Here is a 23,422-nt window from a genome sequence, read left to right on the forward strand (position 1 = left end):
GTATGTCGTCGCCTTTCTTTTGAAAACCCTGTTTCATAAACGGGGTTTTTTATTCTAACTTTTACTTATAGAAATATAAGTAAATAAGGTACCTTAGCTCAGATGGTAGAGCAATGGACTGAAAATCCATGTGTCCCTGGTTCGATCCCTGGAGGTACCACATAATGCTCGGATGGTGAAATTGGTAGACACGCTGGACTTAAAATCCAGTGAACAGCAATGTTCGTGCGGGTTCAAGTCCCGCTCTGAGTACTAAAACTTCAATTAGCTTTTGCTAATTGAAGTTTTTTTTTGCATAAAATTGAGCTCAGTCACTAAATTTTATATTTTTACTTCATTATTTAGCTCAAATTTTTCTAAAGTATGCAAAATGTTTTTCTTAAAGAAGATTGTGATCAATATATAAGTAGAATTAATCAGCTTAAATCAAATACACAGCCGCTTTGGGGCAAGATGTCTGTTGATCAAATGTTGGCTCATTGTAACGTTACTTATGAAATGGTATATGATGATATTCATCAAAAACCTAATGCATTTATGAGATTTATTTTAAAATCGTTTGTAAAAAATAAAGTAGTAGATGAATCTCCATATCCAAAAAATATAAGAACGGCTCCGCAGTTTATTATAAAAGGCTATCGAAATTTTGAACTTGAAAAAGAAAGACTTATTTCTTATATCAATAAAACTTTAGAATTAGGTAAAAATAATTTTGAAGGAAAAGAATCTCTTTCTTTTGGTAAATTATCTTCTAAAGAATGGAATAATATGTTTGCAAAACATCTAGACCATCATTTTTCTCAATTTGGAGTTTAAATAAAGATAATAACTATGGCTATGAGAATCTATATCCTTATCTTTTTTCTTCTTTTCGGATTGTCTTCTAATGCTCAAAAGCAAGAAGTTCAAAAATGTATCGAATCATTTTTTGAAGGGTTTCATCAAAGAGATTCAACAAAGATAAAATTAGTTTGTTCTGAAACAATGATATTGCAGTCGATTAGCGAAAATACTAATAAAGCGAATAAACTGTCTAATGAGAGTAGCAAGGAATTTTATAAATCTATTGCATCAATTCCTTCAAATATGAAATTTAAAGAAAAAATATTGAGCTACAATATTCAAATTGACGGAGTGATGGCTCACGTTTGGTCACCGTATGAATTTTATATAAATGATAAGCTTAGTCATTCGGGGGTTAATGCTTTTACTTTATTCAAAGAAAAAGATTCTTGGAAGATTATTTATTTAATTGACACCAGAAGAAAATAATTAATTTTTGAGAATTTCAGTGTTATAATACAAGCAAATATCATTTATAAGACATTCAGGGCATTTTGGTTTGGGCCGGCAGATTTCACGGCCTAAAAATGAAATTGCCATTCCTATTTCAGACCAAATATTTTTAGGCAAAGCTTGCATTAAATCTTTTTCGACTTTATTCCCGTCTTTACTTTCTTTAATAATTCCAATTCTTGGTGCAACACGAATAACGTGTAAATCTGATATAATTCCTTCAGATGGCTTACCTGTTTCTCTTAAAATTACATTTGCAGATTTTCTTCCAATACCTTTTAATGCAGTTAGCCCTGACATTGTTAAAGGAATTTCATTATCATTTTGAATTGTTTTTGCAATATCCAGAATCCATTGTGCTTTAGTTCCGTAATTTCGAACTTTAGTTATGTATGGCAAGAAAGTCTCTAAATCGGTTTTTGATAAGCTTTTAAGTGTGGGGAATTTATCAAATAAAGCTGGTGCAATTGAATTGATATTGGCATCAGAATCCTGAGCTGATAAAACAACCATAACCAATAACTGATATGGATTTTGATAATCTAAAGGGTGTTTTCGTCCTTTATATTCTTTTAATATAGGTTTTAATTTCGTTTCCCAATCCGTATTTTCTCCAAATAAATTCATTTTAATTTGAGTTTAAAACATTGGTAATTAGTGTTTTGTAATTATAAATTTACGAATTTTTAATAAAACTTAAAATCTTTTTAATGACATTATGACTTCCTAAAATTTTTCTATGGCCAAGACCTTCTGTTAGATATAAAGATCCATTTTGAAGATTTTCATTAATATGTATACCGGCTTTTACTGGGACTTCAGGATCATCTTTGTCATGCATTACTAAAACTGGAATTTTTACTTTTTGAGCCGCTCTGAAAGCTGAAAAATCATCCATTTTAACTTGGTGTTTATTTTCAAAAGATTCCTTCAAATGCGTACTAATCTCTTTTTTTAATCCAAGTTTAAAAGTAAATTCATCCAAAATATCTTGAACAATATCGCCACTTCCAATTATTACTGCTTTTTCTACTTTAAGTCCGTCTTTAATCGCATTTAAAACAGACATTCCTCCTAAAGAATGTCCAATTGCAATTTCAAAAGGCCCAAATTGTTTTTCAATTTCTAAAATAGATGCTATAAACTCAGACATTATTGTCGTTTTTCCTTTTGATTTTCCATGTGCTGGAGCATCAAAACTTACCGTTGAATATCCGTTTTCTAAAAGTTCGTCAGCTATTTTAAAAAGTTGAGTTCCTCTTCCAGACCAGCCATGGACCAACAAAACTTTGCGTTGACTTTGTCCATAAGTATAAGTAACAACGCTTTTATCGATTGCAGGTATAGAAATTAATTCTTGCAAACTTTTACGATCCATTTCTAATTCACGTTTCGGAACTTTATGCTTTATAGGAGTCGTAAATATTTTTGCAGCAAATTTTGTAACTAATTTTGTGGATATAAATTCGCAAATTTTCGCAGAAATTATAATAATCTTAGGAATTTTTAATGATTTAGTAGGATTAATTGCCTTTTTTGCCATTTCAATAAAACTTATTTAAATGAAGAATTTTGCTTTTTTTTTTGCTAAATTTAAAAAAGCATAAAAGTAACACTTAATTGATTTGCTTCTTATAAATAATTATAAATTAATTTCTGGAATGGAAATATTTCATATTAGTGCAGAATGTTATCCTATGGCAAAAGTAGGTGGTTTGGCAGATGTGGTAGGGGCATTGCCAAAATATCAACAATCTGCTGGGCATGATGTTAGGGTTGTTGTTCCTAGTTATGATACTAAATTTAGAAATGAAAATAATTTTGAGTGTGTTCACTGGGGAACAGTTAAATTGGGAAATTTTAATTTTCAATTTAGTGTTTTAAAAGAAACAACAGATAAATTAGGTTATGAATTGTACCTAATAGAAATTAATGAATTATTTAATCGCCCAAATGTGTATGGTTACGAAGATGATATAGAAAGATTTTTGTCATTTCAAATTGCTACGCTCGATTGGATTATAGCACGAAATAAAATTCCAGATATTATTAATTGCCATGATCACCATACAGGTGTTATTCCGTTTTTGCTTCAATTTGCTTATAAGTATGAGATTTTAAAAGATGTAAAAACAGTTATCACAATTCATAATGGTTTATATCAAGGCTGGTTCGGTTTTGATAAACTGTATTATTTACCTGAGTTTGATTTAAGACATATTGGATTTTTAGAATGGAGTAATTCTATAAATTCTTTGGCGGTAGGTATAAAATGTGCTAATGCTGTAACTACAGTTTCTCCAAGCTATTTAAACGAAATTAATATTTCAGCAAATGGTTTAGAATCGTTGTTTAATTCTGTTAGAAGTAAATCTAAAGGAATTTTAAATGGAATTGATATTGAAGTCTGGAACCCGCTGAAAGATCCAATGATTGAGGAGAATTATTCGATCCAAGATTTTGAAATAGGAAAAAGAAAAAATAAAGAAAAGTTGTGTGAGCAATTTGAATTAGATCCATCAAAGCCTTTATTCAGTTTTATTGGCCGGCTGTTTGAAGAGAAAGGCGGTGATTTGCTTCCGCATGCTTCTGCTTTGGCTTTATCTGAGCATTTCGAAGAAATTAATATTTTGATTTTAGGATCAGGAAATTCAGAAATTGAATCGCAGTTAACTCAGTTACGAAATGATTATAAAGGGAATTATAATGTTTTTATAGGTTATAATGAAGATTTGGCACATTTGATTTATGCTGGCTCAGATTATATTTTAATGCCTTCGCGGGTTGAACCATGTGGTTTAAATCAAATGTACGCGATGCGTTATGGAACAATACCAATTGTTAGAAGAACTGGAGGATTGCGAGATACGGTTATTGATTTTGGAGACGAAGGAAATGGAGTTTGCCATGATCAGGCTTCGGTTGCTGATATTTGCTATTCAATAAACCGTGCGGTTAGGTTGTATGAGGATAAAATAAATTTCAATAAAGTTTTAAAAAGAGGAATGTCAGCAGATCATTCCTGGGAAAGAGTTTGCCAAGAATATATCGAAATATACAACTTAATAATTCAGCAAAATGAAATTTAAAAAGAAAAATGTAGTTGCCATTATTTTAGGAGGTGGACAAGGTTCACGTTTATTTCCATTGACAGAAACAAGATCGAAACCTGCAGTTCCGATTGGAGGGAAATACCGTTTGGTAGATATTCCGATTTCTAATTGTATCAATTCTGATATTTTTAAAATATTTGTTTTGACGCAATTTAATTCAGCATCCTTAAATGCTCACATCAAAAACACTTTTAATTTTAGTATTTTAAGTCAGTCTTTTGTAGATATTTTGGCGGCTGAACAAACTCCGGATAATCCAACTTGGTTTCAAGGAACGGCAGATGCTGTAAGACAATGTATGTCACATTTTTTGAAACATGATTTCGACCACGCTTTAATTTTATCAGGAGATCAATTGTATCAAATGGATTTCAATGAAATGTTGGAAGCTCATATTGCTGCTGATGCCGAAATTTCTATTGCAACATTGCCAGTAAATGCTAAAGATGCTCCAGAATTTGGAATTCTTAAAACAGATCACGAAAATAATATTCATGCTTTCATTGAAAAACCTCATGCGTCATTATTGCCCGAATGGGAATCTGAAGTTAGTGAACAAATGCAGGAAAAGGGTAAAAAATACCTTGCCTCAATGGGAATTTATATTTTTAATAAATCATTGCTACAAGAATTAATGGCTGATCCAGAAACAAAAGATTTTGGAAAAGAGATTATTCCGCAAGCCGTTGGAAAACATAAAATATTAAGTTACCAATATGAAGGATATTGGACAGATATTGGAAATATTGAGTCCTTTTTTGAGGCAAACATTGGTTTAACAGATGATATTCCAGAGTTTAATTTATTCGATAACGAAAATAAAATTTTTACAAGACCAAGATTATTACCTCCTTCAAAGTTTAGAAATTCAATTATTAATCAATCTTTAATTTCGGAAGGCTGTATTATTAATGCGAAAGAAATTAAAAGCTCTGTAATTGGTATTCGTTCAAGAATTGGTGAAGGAACGGTCTTAGAAAACTGTTATGTTATGGGTAATGATTTCTACCAAGATCTTGAGGAAATGAACCATGAAAGCAGTATAAATAAAATTCACGTTGGTATTGGCGAAAATTGTTATATCAAAAATGCTTTGGTCGATAAGAATGTACGAATAGGAAATAATGTACATATTAGCGGAGGAAAGCATTTAGATAATTTTACCAATGAATTGTACAGTATAAAAGACGGAATTGTTGTTATCAAAAAAGGAGTTACACTTTCAGATAATTTTAGAATAGAATAAATTTCAAAAAAGCCAATATAAAAGTCCCAAATTCCAAACCCAATTATTCTCTAAACTAATATGAGCAAAGTAATCCCACATTCTCTTTTTACTGATTTTGATATAGATTTGTTCAAAGCTGGAAAACACTTCAAACTATATGAAAAGCTTGGAGCTCATTTAATTGAAGTTAATGGAGTAAAAGGTGTTTATTTCGCAGTTTGGGCACCAACAGCTCATTCAGTTTCGGTTGTTGGCGATTTTAATTATTGGACACAAGGCGAACATGCTTTAAATGTTCGCTGGGATTCTTCTGGAATTTGGGAAGGATTTATTCCAGATATTTCAAAAGGAGCACTTTATAAATATAAAATCCAATCTAATATAAATGGTGTAATTACAGAAAAAGCAGATCCCTTTGCACGTTATTGCGAAAAACCGCCTCATACAGCTTCTGTTGTTTGGGATTTAGATTATAATTGGAAGGACGAAAACTGGATGCAGACACGTCAGGATTTTAATGCTTTAGATAAACCTTATTCGGTTTACGAAGTACATTTAGGATCTTGGAAAAGAGCAGATCATAATCGTTTTTTGACTTATCTTGAACTTGCTGATGATTTAGTAAAATATGTAAAGGAAACAGGTTTTACGCATGTCGAATTTATGCCAATTATGGAATATCCTTATGATCCTTCGTGGGGCTATCAGTTGACAGGATATTTTGCTCCTACTTCTCGTTTTGGAAAACCGCAGGATTTCATGGTTTTAGTAGATCGACTTCATCAAGAGGGAATTGGGGTGATTTTAGATTGGGTTCCATCGCATTTTCCCGACGATGCACACGGTTTAGGTTATTTTGACGGTTCGCATTTATACGAACATCCAGATAGAAGGAAAGGCTATCATCCAGATTGGAAAAGTTTAGTTTTTAATTATGGAAGAAATGAAGTTCGAGCTTTTCTAATAAGTAATGCTGTTTTTTGGCTTCAAAATTATCATATTGATGGACTTCGTGTCGATGCCGTAGCTTCGATGCTTTATTTGGATTATTCTAGAAAAGATGGCGAGTGGGAAGCTAATATTTTTGGAGGAAGAGAGAATTTGGACTCCATTAGTTTTCTTAAAGAATTTAATGAAGTAATTTATTCTAATTTCAATGGTGTACAGACTATTGCTGAAGAAAGTACTTCGTTTTCAATGGTCTCAAGACCAACTTCTGTTGGAGGTTTAGGTTTTGGTATGAAATGGATGATGGGTTGGATGCACGATACTTTAAAGTATTTTCAAAAAGAAACGGTCTATAGAAAATACCATCAGAATGAATTGACTTTTTCGATGACTTATGCCTTTACTGAAAATTTCATGCTTCCGTTTTCTCATGACGAAGTCGTGTATGGCAAAAACTCTCTTATTTATAAAATGCCAGGAGACGAATGGCAGCGTTTTGCAAATTTGAGATTATTATACGGCTATATGTTTACGCATCCAGGAACGAAACTTTTGTTTATGGGAGCTGAGTTCGGACAAACATCTGAATGGAATTTTGAACAAAGTTTAGATTGGCATTTACTTCAATATGATTTTCATTCTGGAATAAAAAGGCTAATTACAGACTTAAATCAATTGTATAAGTCACAGCCCGCATTGTATGAAAAGCAATTTAGAGGAGATGGCTTTGAATGGATTAATTATTCCGATCATCAAAATGCGATTTTATCCTATATCAGAAAGGGGAATAATCCAGATGAAAATATAATTGTGGCTTGCAACTTTACCCAAGTCGTTCGAGAGAACTACAGGATTGGAATTCCGAAAAAAGGCAAATTAAAAGAGATTTTTAATAGTGATGCCAAAATATATGGCGGAAGCGGAGTTGAGAGCTCGAATCCATTAAATGTTGAATCAATTTCTTATGATGGAAGGGATTTTTCTGCTGAATTAATTTTGCCGCCACTTAGTGTAACCGTATATTCTTTGGTTTAATAAAAATCTTACAATCGTTTTTACTGGTAAGATTTTGTTATTATATCGTGTTAAAATTACCGATTTATCGATTTTTTGATCAGTAATTTAAGACTCAGTCAGAAAAAACGTTTTCGTGAATAAACCTTTTATTCATAGAGGTTTACGAACTTTTTTTGTATGTTTGAAAGAAAGACAAAGTTATAAATTAATTCATTCGAGATATGATTACAAACACATCATTAGAATACAAAGGCGATTTATATCCATCAAAAATTGTCTCTTATGAACATGAAGGAGATTCGATTTTCTTTAATACAGATAATAAAGTAATCTTAAAAGTCACAATTCTTCGTGATAGTTTAATTCGTTTTCGTTTTACTACAAAAGGATATTTTAGCAATGACTTTTCTTATGCTATTGATAAAACACAGCTTCATGGTTATAATTTTTTAGAAGTTACAGAGGAAGAAACATACTATCAAATTAGAACGAGCAAAGTAAAATGTAAAATTCAGAAAGCTGATGTGCGTCTTTCGATTTACGATTTAAATGATTTTCTAATTCTTGAAGATGAACTTGGTTTTCATTGGGAAGAAAGCTATGAATACGGTGGAAATATCGTAAAAATGAGTAAATATTCTAAAGATGGCGAATGTTATTACGGACTTGGCGATAAGGCTACTCAAATGAATCTTAAAGGTAAGAGAGTCGAAAATTTTGCCACAGATCAATATGCTTATCAAAAAGATCAAGATCCTCTTTATAAAGTAGTTCCGTTTTATATTGGTCTTCATAATAAACAATCTTACGGAATCTTCTTCGATAATACATTTAGAACTTTCTTTGACTTTTGTCACGAAAGAAGAAATGTAACTAGTTTTTGGGCAGAAGGAGGCGAGATGAATTATTATTTCGTTTACGGTCCGCAAATGCAAGATGTTGTGACTACTTACACCGATTTGACAGGAAAACCAGAATTACCGCCACTTTGGGTTTTAGGATATCACCAATGTAAGTGGAGCTATTATCCTGAAAGTAAGGTGAAAGAAATTACATCGAAATTTAGAGAACTTCAAATTCCTTGTGATGCCATTTATCTCGATATTGATTATATGGAGGGATTTAGATGCTTTACCTGGAATAAAAACTATTTTCCTGATCCGAAAAGAATGGTTGCCGAACTAGCTGAAGATGGTTTTAAAACGGTTGTCATTATAGATCCTGGAATTAAAATCGATAAAGATTATTGGGTTTATAAAGAAGCTTTAGAAAAAGATTATTTCTGCAAAAGAGCCGACGGGCCTTATATGAAAGGAAAAGTTTGGCCGGGAGAATGTAATTTTCCTGATTACACAAATCCCGTAGTTAGAGAATGGTGGGCGGGATTATTTAAAGAATTAGTTGCAGATATAGGAGTTAAAGGAGTTTGGAATGATATGAACGAACCGGCAGTAATGGAAGTTCCAAATAAGACTTTCCCTATGGATGTTCGTCATATTTATGATGGAAACCCTTGTAGTCATAGAAAAGCGCATAATATTTACGGAACGCAAATGGCAAGAGCAACTTATCATGGAGTTAAACGATTTGCATATCCAAAACGCCCATTTGTAATTACAAGATCAGCATATTCTGGAGCGCAACGCTATACATCTTCTTGGACAGGTGATAATGTCGCAACTTGGGAACATCTTTGGCTAGCTAATATTCAGGTACAGAGAATGTCAATTTCAGGAATGGGATTTACAGGTTCTGATATTGGAGGATTTGCAGAACAGCCAACGGGCGAATTATATGCCCGCTGGATTCAGTTAGGTGTTTTTCATCCGTTTTGTAGAACGCATTCATCTGGAGATCACGGAAATCAAGAACCGTGGGCTTTCGATGAAGAAGTAATTAATATAACAAGAAAATTTGTTAGTCTTCGATATCAATTATTGCCCTATTTATACACAATGTTTTGGCAGTATATTGAAGAAGGAATTCCGATGCTGAAACCTTTGGTTTACTTTGATCAAGATGATACACAAACACATTATCGCAATGATGAATTTATCTTTGGAAATCAGATTTTGGTCTGTCCTATACTTGAACCTAATGCTGTAGGCAGACGTATGTATATACCTAGAGGAGAATGGTATAATTACTGGACAAATGAACTTTTTATAGGTGGTAGAGAAATTTGGGTTGACAGTAAATTTGATGAGATTCCGGTTTTTGTAAAAGCGGGCGCAATTATTCCGAAATACCCGGTTCAACAATATGTTGGCGAGTTAGAATTTGATGAATTAACGTTTGATGTTTATTACAAAAATGGCAAAGAACAATCAGCAGTTTATGAAGATGCACAAGATGGTTACGATTATAAAAAAGGACGTTACAGCTTCTTGTCATTAAGAAATATTGGAAAGGAGAAAGAATTGATTATCCAGCTTCATAAAGAAGGAAAATACATAACTCCATATACAAAATACAAAATCAACTTAATTGGTTTGCCATTTAAAGTTTCTGAGATTGAAATAGACAACGAAAAAATTGAATTTGATAAAATCAGCTTTGAACAAAATAATTTCTTAATTGTTGATAAAGAGTTTAATGAGCTTCATATTGTTGGAGAATAGTTTAATTCTGATATTTTTTTTCCTAATTGTATAAAATATTTTATTTTTTTTAATTGTATTTTTGATATAAAAATCGCGTGAATTATGAAAAAATATGTGTTTTTAGGAATTTTTGGAGCACTTGTTGTGGCATGTGCAACAAATCCAATTACAGGAAAACAAAATTTGAATTTTGTTTCAAATAGTGAACTATTTCCATCTTCATTCCAGCAATACAGTCAGTTTTTATCAGAGAACAAAGTGATAACTGGAACTGCAGATGCAAAACGTGTAGAGACTGTTGGTTATAAAATTAAAGCGGCAGCTGAGAAATACCTCAATTATTTAGGACAATCTCAATATTTAAAAGATTACCGTTGGGAATACAAACTTGTTGATAATAAAGAAGTAAACGCTTGGTGTCTTCCTGGAGGAAAAATTGTGGTGTATTCTGGTATTTTGCCAATTACACAAGACGAATCTGGTTTAGCAACAGTAATGGGGCACGAAGTTTCTCACGCACTTGCAAATCATGGGGCGCAAAGAATGTCTGCAGCACAATTACAGCAAATAGGAGGTGTAGCACTTGATGCAGCAACAAGCAATAAATCGGAATCAACGAGACAAATATTTTCTCAAGCTTACGGAATTGGTTCTGAAGTGGGAGTAATGCTTCCATTTAGCAGAAGTAATGAAAGCGAAGCCGATAAAATAGGTTTAACTCTAATGGCAATAGCAGGATATAATCCAGACGATGCCGTTACTTTCTGGAGTAGAATGGCTGCTAAATCTGGCGGATCTGGAACTCCTGAGTTTATGAGTACGCACCCGTCTGACGCTACAAGAATTGCGAATATTAAAGCTTTAATTCCTGAAGCAAAAGCAATTGCTCTAAAAGTTGGAACAATAAAGTAAGACAAACTTATTTTTATATAATACAAAAAAAGCTATTCGATTTCGAGTAGCTTTTTTCTTTCAGGAAGAGTTGATGATTTAATAATGCACGAATTGAATAATTTATATCTGATTATGATAAAAATTAGATAAATTCGTAGCCTATTAATAAAATCATTTCTATGAAAAACCTACAAAAAGGAGATAAGAAGCTCTTAAATGCTTGGGCATTTTACGATTGGGCTAACTCAGTTTATACCTTAACAATCGCTTCCGCTGTATTTCCGATTTTCTATGAAGCTTTATTTTCCGATCGTGATCATTATATTGATGTTTTCGGAATGCATCTTAAAAATTCAGCTTTAATTAGTTTTATTACGGCTGCTGCATTTTTAGTTGTTTCATTTATTTCTCCACTATTATCAGGAATTGCTGATTATGTTGGAAATAAAAAATCTTTCATGAAATTTTTCTGTTACATGGGAGCTTTGTCATGTATGGGATTGTATTGGTTTGATTTGGATAATATTTATGTTGGTTTATTATTTTACTTTTTAGGATTATTAGGTTTCTGGGGAAGCTTAGTTTTTTATAATTCTTACCTTCCAGATATTGCATTTGAAGATCAACAGGATAAAATTAGCGCAAAAGGATATTCTTTAGGATATATAGGAAGTGTGATTTTACTGATTATCAATTTAGCAATGATCATGAAACCAAAACTTTTTGGTATTACTGGTACAGATGGAGAAGCTGCAATGAAAGCAATGCGTTATTCATTTGTAATGGTCGGAGTATGGTGGATTCTTTTTAGTCAGTACACATATTATTATTTGCCAAAAGGAAGTAAAGAAAAAAGTCAGAAATTGACAAAAGATGTCGTTTTTAACGGTTTTAGAGAATTAAAAAAGGTTTGGGCGGCATTACAGAATATAACTCCATTAAAACGTTATTTAGGAGGTTTCTTTGTTTCAAGTATGGCAGTTCAAACAGTGATGTTAGTAGCCACTTACTTTGGAGCGCAAGAAATTCAATGGACTAACAAAGAAGAAAGTACAATAGGATTAATTATTTGTATTTTATTGATACAATTGGTTGCTGTTGCGGGCGCAGTTTTAACATCCAGAGCTTCTGCAAAATGGGGAAATATCCCAACTTTAATATTTATTAATACTTTATGGGCTGTTTTCTGTGCTTTAGCTTTCTTTATCACGCTTCCAATTCATTTTTACGTTATGGCAACTGTGATTGGTTTGGTAATGGGAGGAATTCAGGCTTTATCAAGATCTACGTATTCGAAATTACTTCCAGAAACAGAAGACACAACTTCATTTTTTAGTTTTTATGATGTTGCAGAAAAAATCGGAATTGTAATTGGAATGTGTGTTTACGGAATTATTGATCAGATTACAGGAAGTCCGCGTGCGGCAATTGTAATTTTAGCAATTTTCTTTATTACAGCAATATTCCTTCTTAGAAGGGTGCATAAAAAAGACGTTTCAAATTAACTGAAACGCCTTTGAAATAGCTAAATCACGAATTGCAATAATTATTTGATTGATGATAGTTTTGTAATTCGTGATTTTTTTTCTTCTATAATCAGCTTTTTGAAATGCTTCCTGATCCTGAAACTTTTACATCTTTCTTTTCTGGATTTCCAATATATCTGATGTTTCCAGAGCCTGAAACTCGTGCAGTTAAACTTTCGTTACAAGAAACTTTACTATTTCCAGAACCTGAAACGTTTGCTTCAACAATTTTTGATTTTAAATCTGCTGCATCGATGTCACCCGAACCAGAAAGTTTTGTCGAAAAATTATCTGCAATTCCTTTTAAATGCACATTTCCAGAACCGCTTACGTTTAATTCCAAATTATTAGCATCAACTGGTAAAGTAAAATTTCCAGAGCCAGATAATTTTACGACAAATTTGTCAGTTTTAATTACGTCTTTTGACTGAATATTTCCAGAACCCGCTAAACTCAATTCAGATATTTTTTCAAAAGGAACTGTAATCTGAATATTTTTAGTTGGTTTTATATTCGTAAATTTTTCAACATAAATTTTTAGCGAATTATCCTCAACTTCAACTTTAATGGCAGACAATAAATTCTCTTCGCCTTTTAAAGTAATTTTTCCCTCTTTTCCTGCAACCAAATCCACATCAAAAAAGCCGGAAATTTTAATTCCATCATACTCTCCAGTTGTTCTCGTTTCCGTTACAACATTTCCATTTCCTTTTAATTTGTTGTTTTCTTGTGCATTAATAGTACAGTTTATGAAAAGTACCGATAATGCTAATAGTAAAATTGATTTTTTCATTGTTTTGATTTTTAGATGATTAATTCTTTGTTAGTGAAATATTTCCGTAGTTCGAATTTATATTGATTTTATTCTGACCTTTTTTCTTGTAGAAGCCGGCAATTCTTTTACTGTTACTTTTAACTTCAGAAACAGAAATATCTAAACTATTGTCATGTTTGATATTCGAATATCTTGCAGAAATATCAAAGTCAAAAGCATAATTGGGCACATAACCAATCGAAATATCTGTATATCCAGAGTTTATATTGATATTTCCAGCTTTTTCATTCATTGTTTCAATTTTGATTTTACTGTAATTAGTATCATAACTGAAATTGCTTGAGATTTCTCCAATAATAATTGTTAAATAATTTCCTGAACCGTTTAAAGAATTGACTTTATCAAATTTAAGAGTTCCATAATTGCAATCCATTTTGATGTTTTGTCCATCGCCAAGATTAACATCTGTATAATTTGCGCTTATATTTAAATTTCCAGAATCACTAATTTTAAGTCCAGAATATCTAGCATCGACGTTTCCTGTTTTTATATAATCAATACTTGAATTTTGGCAATATTGAATTGAAACTTGATTGTTAGTTCCATTTAATTTTCCTAAAATAACTTTTCCGTATTTGCAGTCAATATCTGTTGAAGATTCTGCATTTGGAACAAAAATATTACCGTATTTATTAACCAATTTTATAGATCCATTTTTTGGAATTTTAATTAAATAATTAATTTCAAAACTGTTGTTGCTTCCTTTGCTTTTGAGGTTAGAACTTCCGAGTTTAGTAACTGCAGAAACTAGCCCTTTTAGCGCTGTAATATCTACATCTATGCTATTTAATCGTTCGTTTACCCAATTTTCATTTGGTCCATTTACTTTTATGGTTATATCCAGATCGATTTTATCTTCGTCCCAAGTGGTCACCGTGATATTTCCATATTTATTATCAACATCAATTCCTGCGTTCGAGTTTACTATATAAGTTTTCTTTATGTTTTTTTGTTTAGTTATAAAAGTGTCATCATTTGAAAATCCTAAAAATGGAATCAAAAGAAATAAGATTAGTAAGTTATAGTGTTTTTTCATTAGAGGTGTTTTTTAGTTTTTCATTGTCTTCAATTCTTTTCAAAACGGTTTGTAAAAAAGAAATACGCGTTTGGAGATTGTTTATCATTGCATAAATAATCTGTTTGTTCTCGCCATTTTTCTGCAATTCATTTATGATTTTTTGATAATCAGCATCAAAAGTTTTCATCTGATTCAAGGCGTCATTAATGATCTGCTCATTTTCAGGTGAACTTTTTTCTTTTAATTTAACCAGTTCGTTATCAATCAGAATATTGAAAATAGAATCGGTACGTTTAGTTTCTTTAGAGGCAAATTTGAATTCTTTTGGTTTTTCGTTTTTGTAAAAAAGAGATATTCCAATCATTAATACAATCGAAGCGGCAATAGCCGTTACGAACCAATATCTTTTCTTAGGTTCTTTCTTTTCTAATTTTTGCAGAAAATCCATTTGATGATCAGGGTTTAATTCCTGAATATCCCATTCGTTTTCAAATCTGTTGAATAATTCGTCTAAATTGTCTTTTTCATTTTTCATAATTCCAATTCATTTTATATCTCTTCCAATTTTTTTCTCAAACTGTCTTTAGCTCTGCTCAAAGTTGTTCTGCAATTTGCATAAGTAATGTTTAAAATTTCACAGATTTCTTCTTGATCATAACCTTCAATGTAAAAAAGCGTCAATACCATTCTGTAATTGTCTTTTAGCTGTAGAATTGTATCTAAAACCTGTTTTACTTTTAGACTGTTTAAGTCAATATTTTCAGAAATAATTCCGTCATTTTCTTCAATTTTATAAAGCTGTTTACTAATATCTTCTACTTGAAAAGAGTTGTTTTTTTTATAAAAATCGATACTATAATTGATGATTATTTTTTTTAACCATGCACCAAAAGCCACTTCTTGTTTATAGTCATTGATTTTTGTAAAAGCTTTTAAGAAACCTTCTTGCATGACGTCTTGTGCAAAATGTTCGTCTTTTACAATACGAAAAGCCACATTATACATCGCTTTACAATAGCGATTGTATATTTCAAACTGCGCTTTCTGGTTGTTGTTTTTGCAAAGCACAATTAGATCTTCGATATTTTGGTTTTTTATATTCAAGTAGTGGCTTTTGGTTTTTAATATAGACTTGGCTTTTTTTTGTTTGTTACAGTTTTGATAAAAAAAATAAAGAATATTTTTTGATTTTACGTAATGCCGTAAGGTATAATAAATTCATTGCTATAATTTCACATAAAATTTTAATACCAAAAACAAATTCAATTATGAGAAAACTAAACAAATGCTTTGCAATCCTGTTTGTTATGACAGGATTTATGTTAACTTCATGCAGTAGTGATTCTGGCGAAACGGCTGGCGAATCAACAGGAGATTACTGGCCTTCTAAAATAGGAAATCAATGGGTTTTTGATCAAGATGGATCTGAAAGCACGATAAAAATCCTAAGCTCATCAAATAAAGATGGCAATACGTATTATAAATTCAATCAGCTATTTGGAGGAAATGATGAAATTTCTGGTACAGCAGGCGCTTCATTAAAAAAGGTTAAAGGAGATTATTATGTAAGTATTGATGAAGTTACTTATGATGCAGAAGGAATAACTGGTAAAATGACTGGTTATGAATTCATCCTTTTTAAAGATTATCTAGAAGTTAACCAAACATGGACAGGAAGTTATTCTCAAGAAACAACTTTTAACATAGCTAATTTTCCAGCTATTAAAATGACGGTAAATTATACAGGAACTATTTTAGAAAAAGGAACAAGTATAAAAGTGAAAGAGGTGACTTATGATAATGTTGTTAAATTTAAATTTCATTTGGATGCTTCAATGCAAGGCCAAACGTCTTCATCTGATTCTTACTATTGGATCGCTAAAGATGTTGGAATCGTTAAATTTGAATCAGCAGGAAGTACTTCAGAATTAGTTTCATATTCTGTAAAATAATTCTAAAAAAAACACATTTTTAAAACCCGAAAAGTCTTTTTCGGGTTTTTTGTTTTCTAAACTCTACACTCTATTATTTTTCTAAAAATAGTTAATTCGAATTATTTGTACTTTAAGTTTGTTTTGGCATAATGATTGTCTATTTTTATGCCCTATCTTGTAATTGAAATACGGAACGTGTTTTCAGTAAAAACTACAATAAGTCATACTCTTTTTACAGATAGTATAAAATTTTTAATGACAAAACGACTTATATTTTATTATGTCAAACCATAAAATACTTACTATTGACAATCTGTCACTTCAAGAATTTGACTCAGAGGCAGAATTAATTCCATTATTGACGCCGGAAGACGAGGAGGAAATGAATAATGAAGAGCTTCCTATTTCGCTTCCAATTTTACCTTTACGTAATACTGTTTTATTTCCTGGGGTTGTAATTCCAATTTCTGCAGGAAGAGATAAATCTATTAAATTGATTAATGATGCAAATGCTGGTGGTAAAATCATTGGCGTTGTATCTCAAATTAACGAAGAAGACGAAGATCCGTCAAAAGACGATATTCATAAAATAGGAACTGTAGCACGTATTTTACGTGTTTTAAAAATGCCTGACGGGAATGTAACAGTTATCCTTCAAGGAAAAAAACGTTTCGAAATTGACGAAGTTGTTTTAGAAGAACCTTACATGACAGCAACTATTAAAGAAGTTGCAGAAGAACGTCCTGAAGAAAATGATTCTGAATTTACCGCTATTTTAGATTCTGTAAAAGAATTAGCAATTCAGATAATTAAAGAAAGCCCAAACATTCCATCTGAAGCTACATTTGCCATTAAAAACATTGAAAGCCAATCGTTTTTAATCAATTTTGTTTCTTCAAATATGAATTTATCTGTAAAAGAAAAACAAGGACTTTTATCGATAAACGGATTAAAAGAACGCGCTTTAGAGACTTTACGTTATATGAATGTCGAACTTCAAAAATTAGAGTTGAAGAATGATATTCAGTCAAAAGTTCGTTTTGACTTAGACCAGCAACAAAGAGAATATTTCCTTCACCAGCAAATGAAAACCATTCAAGAAGAATTGGGAGGCGTTTCGCAAGAAGAGGAAATGGACGAAATGGGGCTTAAAGCCAAAACCAAAAAATGGGACGAAAAAACGCAGAAACATTTCGAGAAAGAATTGTCTAAAATGCGTCGTATGAATCCACAATCTCCAGATTTTGGAATTCAGCGTAATTATTTAGAGCTGTTTTTAGAATTGCCTTGGGGCGAATATTCTAAAGATAAATTCGATTTGAAACACGCTCAGAAAATATTAGATAAAGATCATTTTGGGCTTGATGAAGTAAAGAAAAGAATGATTGAACATTTGGCAGTTTTAAAATTGCGAAATGACATGAAATCACCAATTATATGTTTAACAGGGCCTCCAGGAGTTGGTAAAACTTCTATTGGTCGTTCTGTAGCAGAGGCTTTAGGGCGCGAATATGTTCGTATTTCTTTAGGAGGTTTACGTGACGAAGCAGAAATTCGCGGACATAGAAAAACCTATATTGGAGCAATGCCTGGACGTATTATTCAGAGTTTGAAAAAAGCAGGGACTTCAAATCCAGTATTTATTTTAGATGAGATCGATAAATTATCAAATGGTAATAGCGGTGATCCATCTTCAGCTTTATTAGAAGTTTTAGATCCAGAGCAAAATAGTGCTTTTTACGATAATTTCCTTGAAATGGGATATGACTTGTCTAAAGTAATGTTTATTGCAACTTCAAATAATATGGCAGCTATTCAGCCTGCGTTGCGCGACAGAATGGAAGTAATTAAAATGTCAGGCTATACAATTGAAGAAAAAGTTGAAATTGCTAAAAGACATTTATTCCCAAAACAATTGGAAGCTCACGGGTTAACTGCAAAAGATTTGACTATTGGTAAAAAACAATTAGAAAAAATCGTTGAAGGATATACCAGAGAATCAGGTGTTCGTAATTTAGAAACTAAAATTGCTCAAGTAATTAGAAATGCAGCAAAATCTGTTGCAATGGAGGAGGAGTATAACAAAAAAGTTACAGATGAAGATATTATAGCGATTTTAGGAGTGCCAAGATTAGAGCGTGATAAATATGAAAATAATGATGTTGCTGGTGTTGTAACTGGTTTGGCCTGGACAAGTGTTGGAGGTGATATTTTGTTTATCGAATCTTTAATTTCTGAAGGAAAAGGTGCTTTGACTATTACAGGGAATTTAGGAACTGTAATGAAAGAATCTGCGACTATTGCCTTAGAATACATTAAAGCAAATGCTAAGAAATTAGGTATTAGCACAGATCTTTTCCAAAAATACAATATTCACTTACACGTTCCAGAAGGTGCAACTCCAAAAGATGGACCAAGTGCTGGTATTGCAATGCTGACGTCTTTAGTTTCTCTTTTAACTCAAAAGAAAGTTAAGAAAAGCCTTGCTATGACAGGCGAAATCACTCTTAGAGGAAAAGTATTGCCAGTTGGCGGTATTAAAGAGAAAATCTTAGCTGCAAAAAGAGCAGGTATCAAGGAGATTATTTTATGTCATGAAAATAAAAGTGACATTGATGAAATTAAAGAAGAATATTTAGAAGGTTTGACTTTTCATTATGTGAAGGAAATGAGCGAAGTATTAGCGCTAGCTTTGACAGATCAAAAAGTTAAAAATGCTAAAGAATTAAAATAAGTTTTTTTTACTTCAAATTTTAAAAATCCAAATTCCAATTTACAGATTGGGATTTGGATTTTTTTATGCTTTTATGTTTAAGATTTTGGTTTTAAAACCTGACGTAAATATTAAATTCATATAGTTATAAAAATTATTTTTTAAGTTATATAATTTTATCTTTGTATTTGCGTTATTCCCATATTGGAGCGCCCAAAACAAAATGTTTAAGAAAGTTATTTTATTTTTTACAATTTTAATTTGTTCGTTTTCTTTCGGACAAGTTGGCGGGCGTTACACCTATCAATTTTTAAATTTGACTACTTCACCAAGGCAGGCGGCGTTAGGAGGGGATATTATTACAATATATGATGAAGATGTTAATCAGGCTATGTCTAATCCAGCACTTATAAACGCAGACATGGACAATCACTTGGCAATGAATTACGGAAGTTATTACGGAGAGGCATCTTACGGTACGGCTTCGTATGCTTATACTTATGACAGGCATTATCAAACTTTCTATGCTGGTGTTACTTATGTGAACTATGGTACATTTGAAGGTTATGATGAAAATGGCCAAGCTACATCAAACTTTAGCGGAAGCGAAGGCGCGCTTTCTTTCGGATATGCCTACAATGTTCCTTATACAGATTTTTTTATAGGTGCAAGCGGTAAGTTAATTACTTCTTCATTAGAAACTTACAACTCAATAGGAGGTGCAGTTGATTTAGGTTTTTTATATCTAATTGAAGAGAAAAATTTAAATTTTGGATTGGTATTTCGCAACATTGGTACGCAGTTTACTACATATTCAGGAATCAAAGAGAATTTACCGTTTGAAATCGTTGCAGGTATTTCTCAAGAATTAGAACACGTGCCAATTCGCTGGCATCTTACATTAGAGAATCTACAGCAATGGAATATTTCTTTTTCTAACCCTAATCGTGGTGAAACTAATATTGATGGATCAACAAGTCCAGAGAAAGTTTCTTTTTTTAATAATACTTTAAGACACGTTGCATTTGGTGTGGAACTTTTTCCTAAAAAGGCATTTAATTTTCGAATAGGATATAATTTCAGAAGAGGAGAAGAGTTGCGAGTAGATGAACAGCGTAATTTTTCAGGAGTTTCATTAGGTTTCGGTTTAAAATTAAATAAGTTAAGATTTAACTATTCGTATTCGAGATATACATTGGCAGCTAACACAAGCCTTTTTGGTTTAACATTAAATTTTCAATAAATACATGAAACTATTTTATTTGGTTTTGTTTGTGACTGTAAGTTTTTTTTCTGGTTCAAAACTTGCTTTCAAAGAAGAGGATGATGCTATTTCTACAATAGAAATGGAACGAATTAATAGCAGAATTGCTGATATAAAAAACATGATTAGTATTGATTCTAAATACAATCAAAAGATTGCTTTTCTAATTGATATGAAAGTTCCTTCTGGGAAAAATCGCTTTTTTGTTTACGATTTACAGAAAAATGAAGTTGTAGATCAAGGTCTTGTAGCTCATGGTTCTGGTTCTGAAACTGGTGTGAAAGGAATTTTAAAATTTAGCAATATGCCTAATTCTAATTGCACCGCATTAGGAAGGTATTCAGTAGGCAAAACATACAAAGGTATTTTTGGAAAAGCATATAGATTGGCTGGTTTAGAGGAAACTAATAATAATGCTTTGAAAAGAGCAATTGTACTTCATCATTATTCTGCAGTTCCTTATGATGAACAAGATTATTATATTAGCAATAGTCACGGATGTCCAATGGTTAATGAGCAATTCTTCAAAAGAATAGAAAAAATAATTGATGGTTCAAAATCGAATATCATTATGGATATTTACTATTAAAAAAAAACTTCTTAATCCAGAAATAATAAATAGAACTTTTTATTGTCGGAATGATTTGTTTTCGATGATGAAAAGTTTTTTTTAGTTCATTAATTAATGAGAAAATAAATAATATTTCATTTTTCATTAATTAATATAGGTGTTCCAAATAAAAAGAAAGATGGCTACATTTGTAGAAGTTTTGGCGACGCTTTTGTTGTTAACTGAATAAGCAGTCATTAAAAAAATAAAAATTTAAAAATAAAGAATTGAAAAAAATTACCATTGCAATCGACGGATTTTCATCTACAGGCAAAAGCACTCTTGCAAAACAATTAGCAAAAGAATTGGAATATGTTTATGTAGATACTGGTGCTATGTATCGTGCTGTAGCTTATTTTGCTATGCAGCATAATTTTATAGGAGCTGATTTTTTTGATAAAAATGCTCTTATTGAAAATTTGTCTAAAATTCAGTTAGAATTTAAATTCAATTCTGATTTAGGTTTTGCTGAAATGTATTTAAACGGTGATAATGTTGAAAAACAAATTAGAACTATCGAAGTTTCTAATTTTGTTAGTAAAGTTGCTGCAGTATCAGAAGTTCGTGCTAAATTAGTAGAACAACAGCAAGAAATGGGGAAAAACAAAGCCATTGTTATGGATGGAAGAGATATTGGAACTGTTGTTTTTCCTGACGCAGAACTTAAAATATTCATGACAGCTAGCGCAGAAACACGGGCTCAAAGGCGTTTTGATGAATTACAGCAAAAAGGAGATAATGTCTCTTATGAAGAAGTTTTGAAAAATGTTGTAGAAAGAGATCATATGGATACACATCGAGAGGATTCTCCTTTAGTAATTGCTGAAGATGCAATTGAGATCGATAATTCTTACTTAAATAAAGAAGAACAATTTGCAGCTGTTTTAGAATTAGTGAATGATGTTGTTAAAACAGCGTAATTTTTTGCAGATTTCATTTTAAATGGTAGTTTTACCGCTTCATTTTTACTAAAGACAAATTTATTATATGGGGATTAAAAACAGATTGATCTTAATGAGCTTTCTTCAATTTTTTGTTTGGGGAGCCTGGCTTATAACAATTGGAAATTATTGGTTTGGCACAAAAAACTGGGAAGGAACTCAATTTGGACTAGTTTTTGGAACTATGGGAATCGCTTCTCTTTTTATGCCAACTCTAACAGGTATTATTGCCGACAGATGGGTAAATGCTGAAAAGCTTTACGGAGTCCTTCATATTTTATATGCTGCAGTTTTATTCGGAATTACGCAAGTTACAACACCAGATACCTTTATTGTTGTAATGCTTTTGGCAATGTGCTGTTATATGCCAACAATTGCTTTGAGTAACTCTATTTCTTATACTTCGCTTAAATTAAACAATAAAAACATCGTTAAAGATTTTCCGCCAATTCGTGTTTGGGGAACAATTGGGTTTATTGTCGCAATGTGGATTACTAATTTAAGTGGGAGTAAAGCGACAGAATATCAATTCTATATTGCTGGAATTGGTGCTTTAATTCTTGGGATTTATGCCTTTACTTTACCAAAATGTGAACCACAGCGCTTGATTAAAGAAAATGCTACTTGGATAGAAACTTTTGGATTAGAGTCTTTTAAATTGTTTGCAAATTATAAAATGGCTTTGTTTTTTGTTTTTTCTATGTTTTTAGGAGGAGCATTACAGTTAACAAATGCTTATGGTGATGTGTTTTTAGATGAATTTAAACATTTTCCAAAATATGCAGATTCTTTTGTAATTCGTTATTCGACTATTATTATGTCGATTTCTCAAGTTTCTGAGACGTTGTTTATTCTTGCGATTCCGTTTTTCTTAAGACGTTTCGGAATCAAACAAGTTATGTTAATCAGTATGTTGGCTTGGGTTTTACGTTTCGGATTATTTGCTTTTGGTGATCCTGTTGGAGGTTTATGGATGATTATTCTGTCTTGTATTGTATACGGAATGGCATTTGATTTCTTTAATATTTCAGGTTCTTTATTCGTAGAAAGCAATACCGATTCTAAAATTCGTTCTTCTGCACAAGGTTTGTTTATGATGATGACAAATGGAGTAGGAGCGGTTTTGGGAAGTTTAACTTCTGGATGGGCGATTGATCGTTTTTTTACAAAATCGTTCGCTAATACAACTGAGTTAGCTGGATTTTTACAAACAGATGCTACTAATGAGAAAATGGTGGAATTTGTAAAAGGACAAGGAAATTCAATTTCTGTTGATGGAATTTTTGCAAATCCAGTTTTAATGAAAGACTGGCATACAATCTGGTTGTCATTTGCACTTTATGCCTTAGTAATTGCAATTGCTTTTGCTGTTTTATTTAAGCATAAACATGATCCAAAAGAGATTGAGAATTTGAGTCACTAAGATTAGAAATAATCTTTGTCAAATTTTAAAGATATGACAAAGATAGTTACACATAGTAA

Annotated in this window: 20 protein-coding genes and 2 tRNA genes; 16 read left to right on the forward strand and 6 right to left on the reverse strand. The window is 31.7% G+C overall.

Annotated elements, in window-relative coordinates; translation table 11 throughout:
- The first annotated feature begins 87 nt into the window (after window positions 1-87).
- The 4 genes from OD917_RS07810 to OD917_RS07825 all read left to right on the forward strand — a co-directional run bounded on the left by OD917_RS07810 (window position 88) and on the right by OD917_RS07825 (window position 1,272).
- A tRNA-Phe gene (locus OD917_RS07810) sits at window positions 88-160 on the forward strand.
- Window positions 161-166: 6 nt separating this feature from the next.
- Window positions 167-252 (forward strand) — tRNA-Leu (locus tag OD917_RS07815).
- Between the two features lie 111 nt (window positions 253-363).
- The gene (locus OD917_RS07820) at window positions 364-816 is read left to right on the forward strand and encodes a DUF1569 domain-containing protein (RefSeq protein WP_263523000.1); all 453 of its coding nucleotides are present in this window, start codon (window positions 364-366) and stop codon (window positions 814-816) included.
- Window positions 817-837: 21 nt separating this feature from the next.
- Window positions 838-1,272, forward strand: coding sequence for a nuclear transport factor 2 family protein (locus OD917_RS07825; protein WP_263523001.1), 435 nt, complete (start codon window positions 838-840; stop codon window positions 1,270-1,272).
- Here OD917_RS07825 and OD917_RS07830 read toward each other — a convergent pair whose 3' ends face one another.
- A complete protein-coding gene (locus OD917_RS07830) occupies window positions 1,273-1,923 on the reverse strand; it encodes an endonuclease III domain-containing protein (RefSeq protein ID WP_263523002.1) in 651 nt (216 codons plus the stop codon).
- A gap of 49 nt (window positions 1,924-1,972) precedes the next feature.
- A complete protein-coding gene (locus OD917_RS07835; protein ID WP_263523003.1) occupies window positions 1,973-2,839 on the reverse strand; it encodes an alpha/beta hydrolase in 867 nt (288 codons plus the stop codon).
- Window positions 2,840-2,957: 118 nt separating this feature from the next.
- On the opposite strand from OD917_RS07835, the gene OD917_RS07840 reads away from it, so the two are divergent.
- The 6 genes from OD917_RS07840 (at window position 2,958) to OD917_RS07865 (ending at window position 12,604) form a co-directional block, all read left to right on the forward strand.
- The gene (locus OD917_RS07840; protein WP_263523004.1) at window positions 2,958-4,385 is read left to right on the forward strand and encodes a glycogen synthase; all 1,428 of its coding nucleotides are present in this window, start codon (window positions 2,958-2,960) and stop codon (window positions 4,383-4,385) included.
- Window positions 4,375-5,655: a glucose-1-phosphate adenylyltransferase gene (locus OD917_RS07845; protein ID WP_111284061.1), complete on the forward strand. Its 1,281-nt coding sequence runs from the start codon at window positions 4,375-4,377 to the stop codon at window positions 5,653-5,655. Before OD917_RS07840 ends, OD917_RS07845 begins: the two co-directional genes overlap by 11 nt.
- Before the next feature lie 60 nt (window positions 5,656-5,715).
- On the forward strand, window positions 5,716-7,620 hold the full coding sequence (glgB, locus tag OD917_RS07850) for a 1,4-alpha-glucan branching protein GlgB (protein WP_263523005.1): 1,905 nt from the start codon (window positions 5,716-5,718) through the stop codon (window positions 7,618-7,620).
- Between the two features lie 203 nt (window positions 7,621-7,823).
- Complete coding sequence (locus OD917_RS07855) at window positions 7,824-10,223, forward strand: glycoside hydrolase family 31 protein (RefSeq protein ID WP_263523006.1); 2,400 nt, start codon at window positions 7,824-7,826, stop codon at window positions 10,221-10,223.
- Between the two features lie 84 nt (window positions 10,224-10,307).
- Window positions 10,308-11,117, forward strand: coding sequence for a M48 family metallopeptidase (locus tag OD917_RS07860; protein WP_263523007.1), 810 nt, complete (start codon window positions 10,308-10,310; stop codon window positions 11,115-11,117).
- A 161-nt stretch (window positions 11,118-11,278) separates the two neighbouring features.
- Complete coding sequence (locus OD917_RS07865) at window positions 11,279-12,604, forward strand: MFS transporter (RefSeq protein WP_263523008.1); 1,326 nt, start codon at window positions 11,279-11,281, stop codon at window positions 12,602-12,604.
- Window positions 12,605-12,695: 91 nt separating this feature from the next.
- Here the strand turns inward: OD917_RS07865 and OD917_RS07870 are convergent, their stop codons facing one another.
- From OD917_RS07870 to OD917_RS07885, 4 genes are read right to left on the reverse strand one after another with little or no spacing between them, the layout of a single operon-like run.
- Window positions 12,696-13,418, reverse strand: a complete 723-nt coding sequence (locus OD917_RS07870; RefSeq protein WP_263523009.1) for a head GIN domain-containing protein — start codon at window positions 13,416-13,418, stop codon at window positions 12,696-12,698.
- A gap of 19 nt (window positions 13,419-13,437) precedes the next feature.
- Window positions 13,438-14,496, reverse strand: a complete 1,059-nt coding sequence (locus tag OD917_RS07875; RefSeq protein WP_263523010.1) for a hypothetical protein — start codon at window positions 14,494-14,496, stop codon at window positions 13,438-13,440.
- Window positions 14,480-15,013: an anti-sigma factor gene (locus OD917_RS07880; RefSeq protein ID WP_263523011.1), complete on the reverse strand. Its 534-nt coding sequence runs from the start codon at window positions 15,011-15,013 to the stop codon at window positions 14,480-14,482. The genes OD917_RS07875 and OD917_RS07880 overlap by 17 nt, the downstream gene beginning before the upstream one ends.
- Before the next feature lie 14 nt (window positions 15,014-15,027).
- Window positions 15,028-15,582 carry an RNA polymerase sigma factor gene (locus OD917_RS07885; RefSeq protein WP_263523012.1) on the reverse strand — a complete coding sequence of 185 codons (555 nt, stop codon included), beginning with the start codon at window positions 15,580-15,582 and terminating at the stop codon, window positions 15,028-15,030.
- A gap of 164 nt (window positions 15,583-15,746) precedes the next feature.
- Between OD917_RS07885 and OD917_RS07890 the strand changes: the two genes are divergently transcribed.
- The 6 genes from OD917_RS07890 to OD917_RS07915 all read left to right on the forward strand — a co-directional run bounded on the left by OD917_RS07890 (window position 15,747) and on the right by OD917_RS07915 (window position 23,363).
- Window positions 15,747-16,430: a hypothetical protein gene (locus OD917_RS07890; RefSeq protein ID WP_263523013.1), complete on the forward strand. Its 684-nt coding sequence runs from the start codon at window positions 15,747-15,749 to the stop codon at window positions 16,428-16,430.
- Window positions 16,431-16,692: 262 nt separating this feature from the next.
- Entirely contained in the window at window positions 16,693-19,146 is a 2,454-nt protein-coding gene (gene lon / locus OD917_RS07895; RefSeq protein WP_263523014.1) for an endopeptidase La, read from the forward strand.
- Window positions 19,147-19,348: 202 nt separating this feature from the next.
- The gene (gene porQ / locus OD917_RS07900; RefSeq protein ID WP_263523015.1) at window positions 19,349-20,368 is read left to right on the forward strand and encodes a type IX secretion system protein PorQ; all 1,020 of its coding nucleotides are present in this window, start codon (window positions 19,349-19,351) and stop codon (window positions 20,366-20,368) included.
- A 4-nt stretch (window positions 20,369-20,372) separates the two neighbouring features.
- Window positions 20,373-20,978: a murein L,D-transpeptidase catalytic domain family protein gene (locus OD917_RS07905; protein ID WP_263523016.1), complete on the forward strand. Its 606-nt coding sequence runs from the start codon at window positions 20,373-20,375 to the stop codon at window positions 20,976-20,978.
- Window positions 20,979-21,226: 248 nt separating this feature from the next.
- Complete coding sequence (gene cmk / locus OD917_RS07910; protein ID WP_263523017.1) at window positions 21,227-21,919, forward strand: (d)CMP kinase; 693 nt, start codon at window positions 21,227-21,229, stop codon at window positions 21,917-21,919.
- Between the two features lie 67 nt (window positions 21,920-21,986).
- Window positions 21,987-23,363 (forward strand): nucleoside permease, encoded by a 1,377-nt coding sequence (locus tag OD917_RS07915; protein ID WP_263523018.1) that lies wholly within the window; start codon window positions 21,987-21,989, stop codon window positions 23,361-23,363.
- Window positions 23,364-23,422 lie beyond the last annotated feature (59 nt).

Source organism: Flavobacterium sp. SH_e (genome assembly GCF_025717045.1).
Classification (GTDB): domain Bacteria; phylum Bacteroidota; class Bacteroidia; order Flavobacteriales; family Flavobacteriaceae; genus Flavobacterium.

Coding starts and splice junctions, on each gene's coding strand:
- OD917_RS07865 (WP_263523008.1), top strand. CDS start 11,279: ATGAAAAACCTACAAAAAGGAGATAAGAAGCTCTTAAATGCTTGGGCA.
- OD917_RS07830 (WP_263523002.1), bottom strand. CDS start 1,923: ATGAATTTATTTGGAGAAAATACGGATTGGGAAACGAAATTAAAACCT.
- OD917_RS07855 (WP_263523006.1), top strand. CDS start 7,824: ATGATTACAAACACATCATTAGAATACAAAGGCGATTTATATCCATCA.
- OD917_RS07880 (WP_263523011.1), bottom strand. CDS start 15,013: ATGAAAAATGAAAAAGACAATTTAGACGAATTATTCAACAGATTTGAA.
- OD917_RS07915 (WP_263523018.1), top strand. CDS start 21,987: ATGGGGATTAAAAACAGATTGATCTTAATGAGCTTTCTTCAATTTTTT.
- OD917_RS07825 (WP_263523001.1), top strand. CDS start 838: ATGAGAATCTATATCCTTATCTTTTTTCTTCTTTTCGGATTGTCTTCT.
- OD917_RS07870 (WP_263523009.1), bottom strand. CDS start 13,418: ATGAAAAAATCAATTTTACTATTAGCATTATCGGTACTTTTCATAAAC.
- OD917_RS07875 (WP_263523010.1), bottom strand. CDS start 14,496: ATGAAAAAACACTATAACTTACTAATCTTATTTCTTTTGATTCCATTT.
- OD917_RS07905 (WP_263523016.1), top strand. CDS start 20,373: ATGAAACTATTTTATTTGGTTTTGTTTGTGACTGTAAGTTTTTTTTCT.
- OD917_RS07840 (WP_263523004.1), top strand. CDS start 2,958: ATGGAAATATTTCATATTAGTGCAGAATGTTATCCTATGGCAAAAGTA.
- OD917_RS07860 (WP_263523007.1), top strand. CDS start 10,308: ATGAAAAAATATGTGTTTTTAGGAATTTTTGGAGCACTTGTTGTGGCA.
- OD917_RS07845 (WP_111284061.1), top strand. CDS start 4,375: ATGAAATTTAAAAAGAAAAATGTAGTTGCCATTATTTTAGGAGGTGGA.
- porQ (WP_263523015.1), top strand. CDS start 19,349: ATGTTTAAGAAAGTTATTTTATTTTTTACAATTTTAATTTGTTCGTTT.
- glgB (WP_263523005.1), top strand. CDS start 5,716: ATGAGCAAAGTAATCCCACATTCTCTTTTTACTGATTTTGATATAGAT.
- OD917_RS07820 (WP_263523000.1), top strand. CDS start 364: ATGCAAAATGTTTTTCTTAAAGAAGATTGTGATCAATATATAAGTAGA.
- lon (WP_263523014.1), top strand. CDS start 16,693: ATGTCAAACCATAAAATACTTACTATTGACAATCTGTCACTTCAAGAA.
- OD917_RS07890 (WP_263523013.1), top strand. CDS start 15,747: ATGAGAAAACTAAACAAATGCTTTGCAATCCTGTTTGTTATGACAGGA.
- OD917_RS07835 (WP_263523003.1), bottom strand. CDS start 2,839: ATGGCAAAAAAGGCAATTAATCCTACTAAATCATTAAAAATTCCTAAG.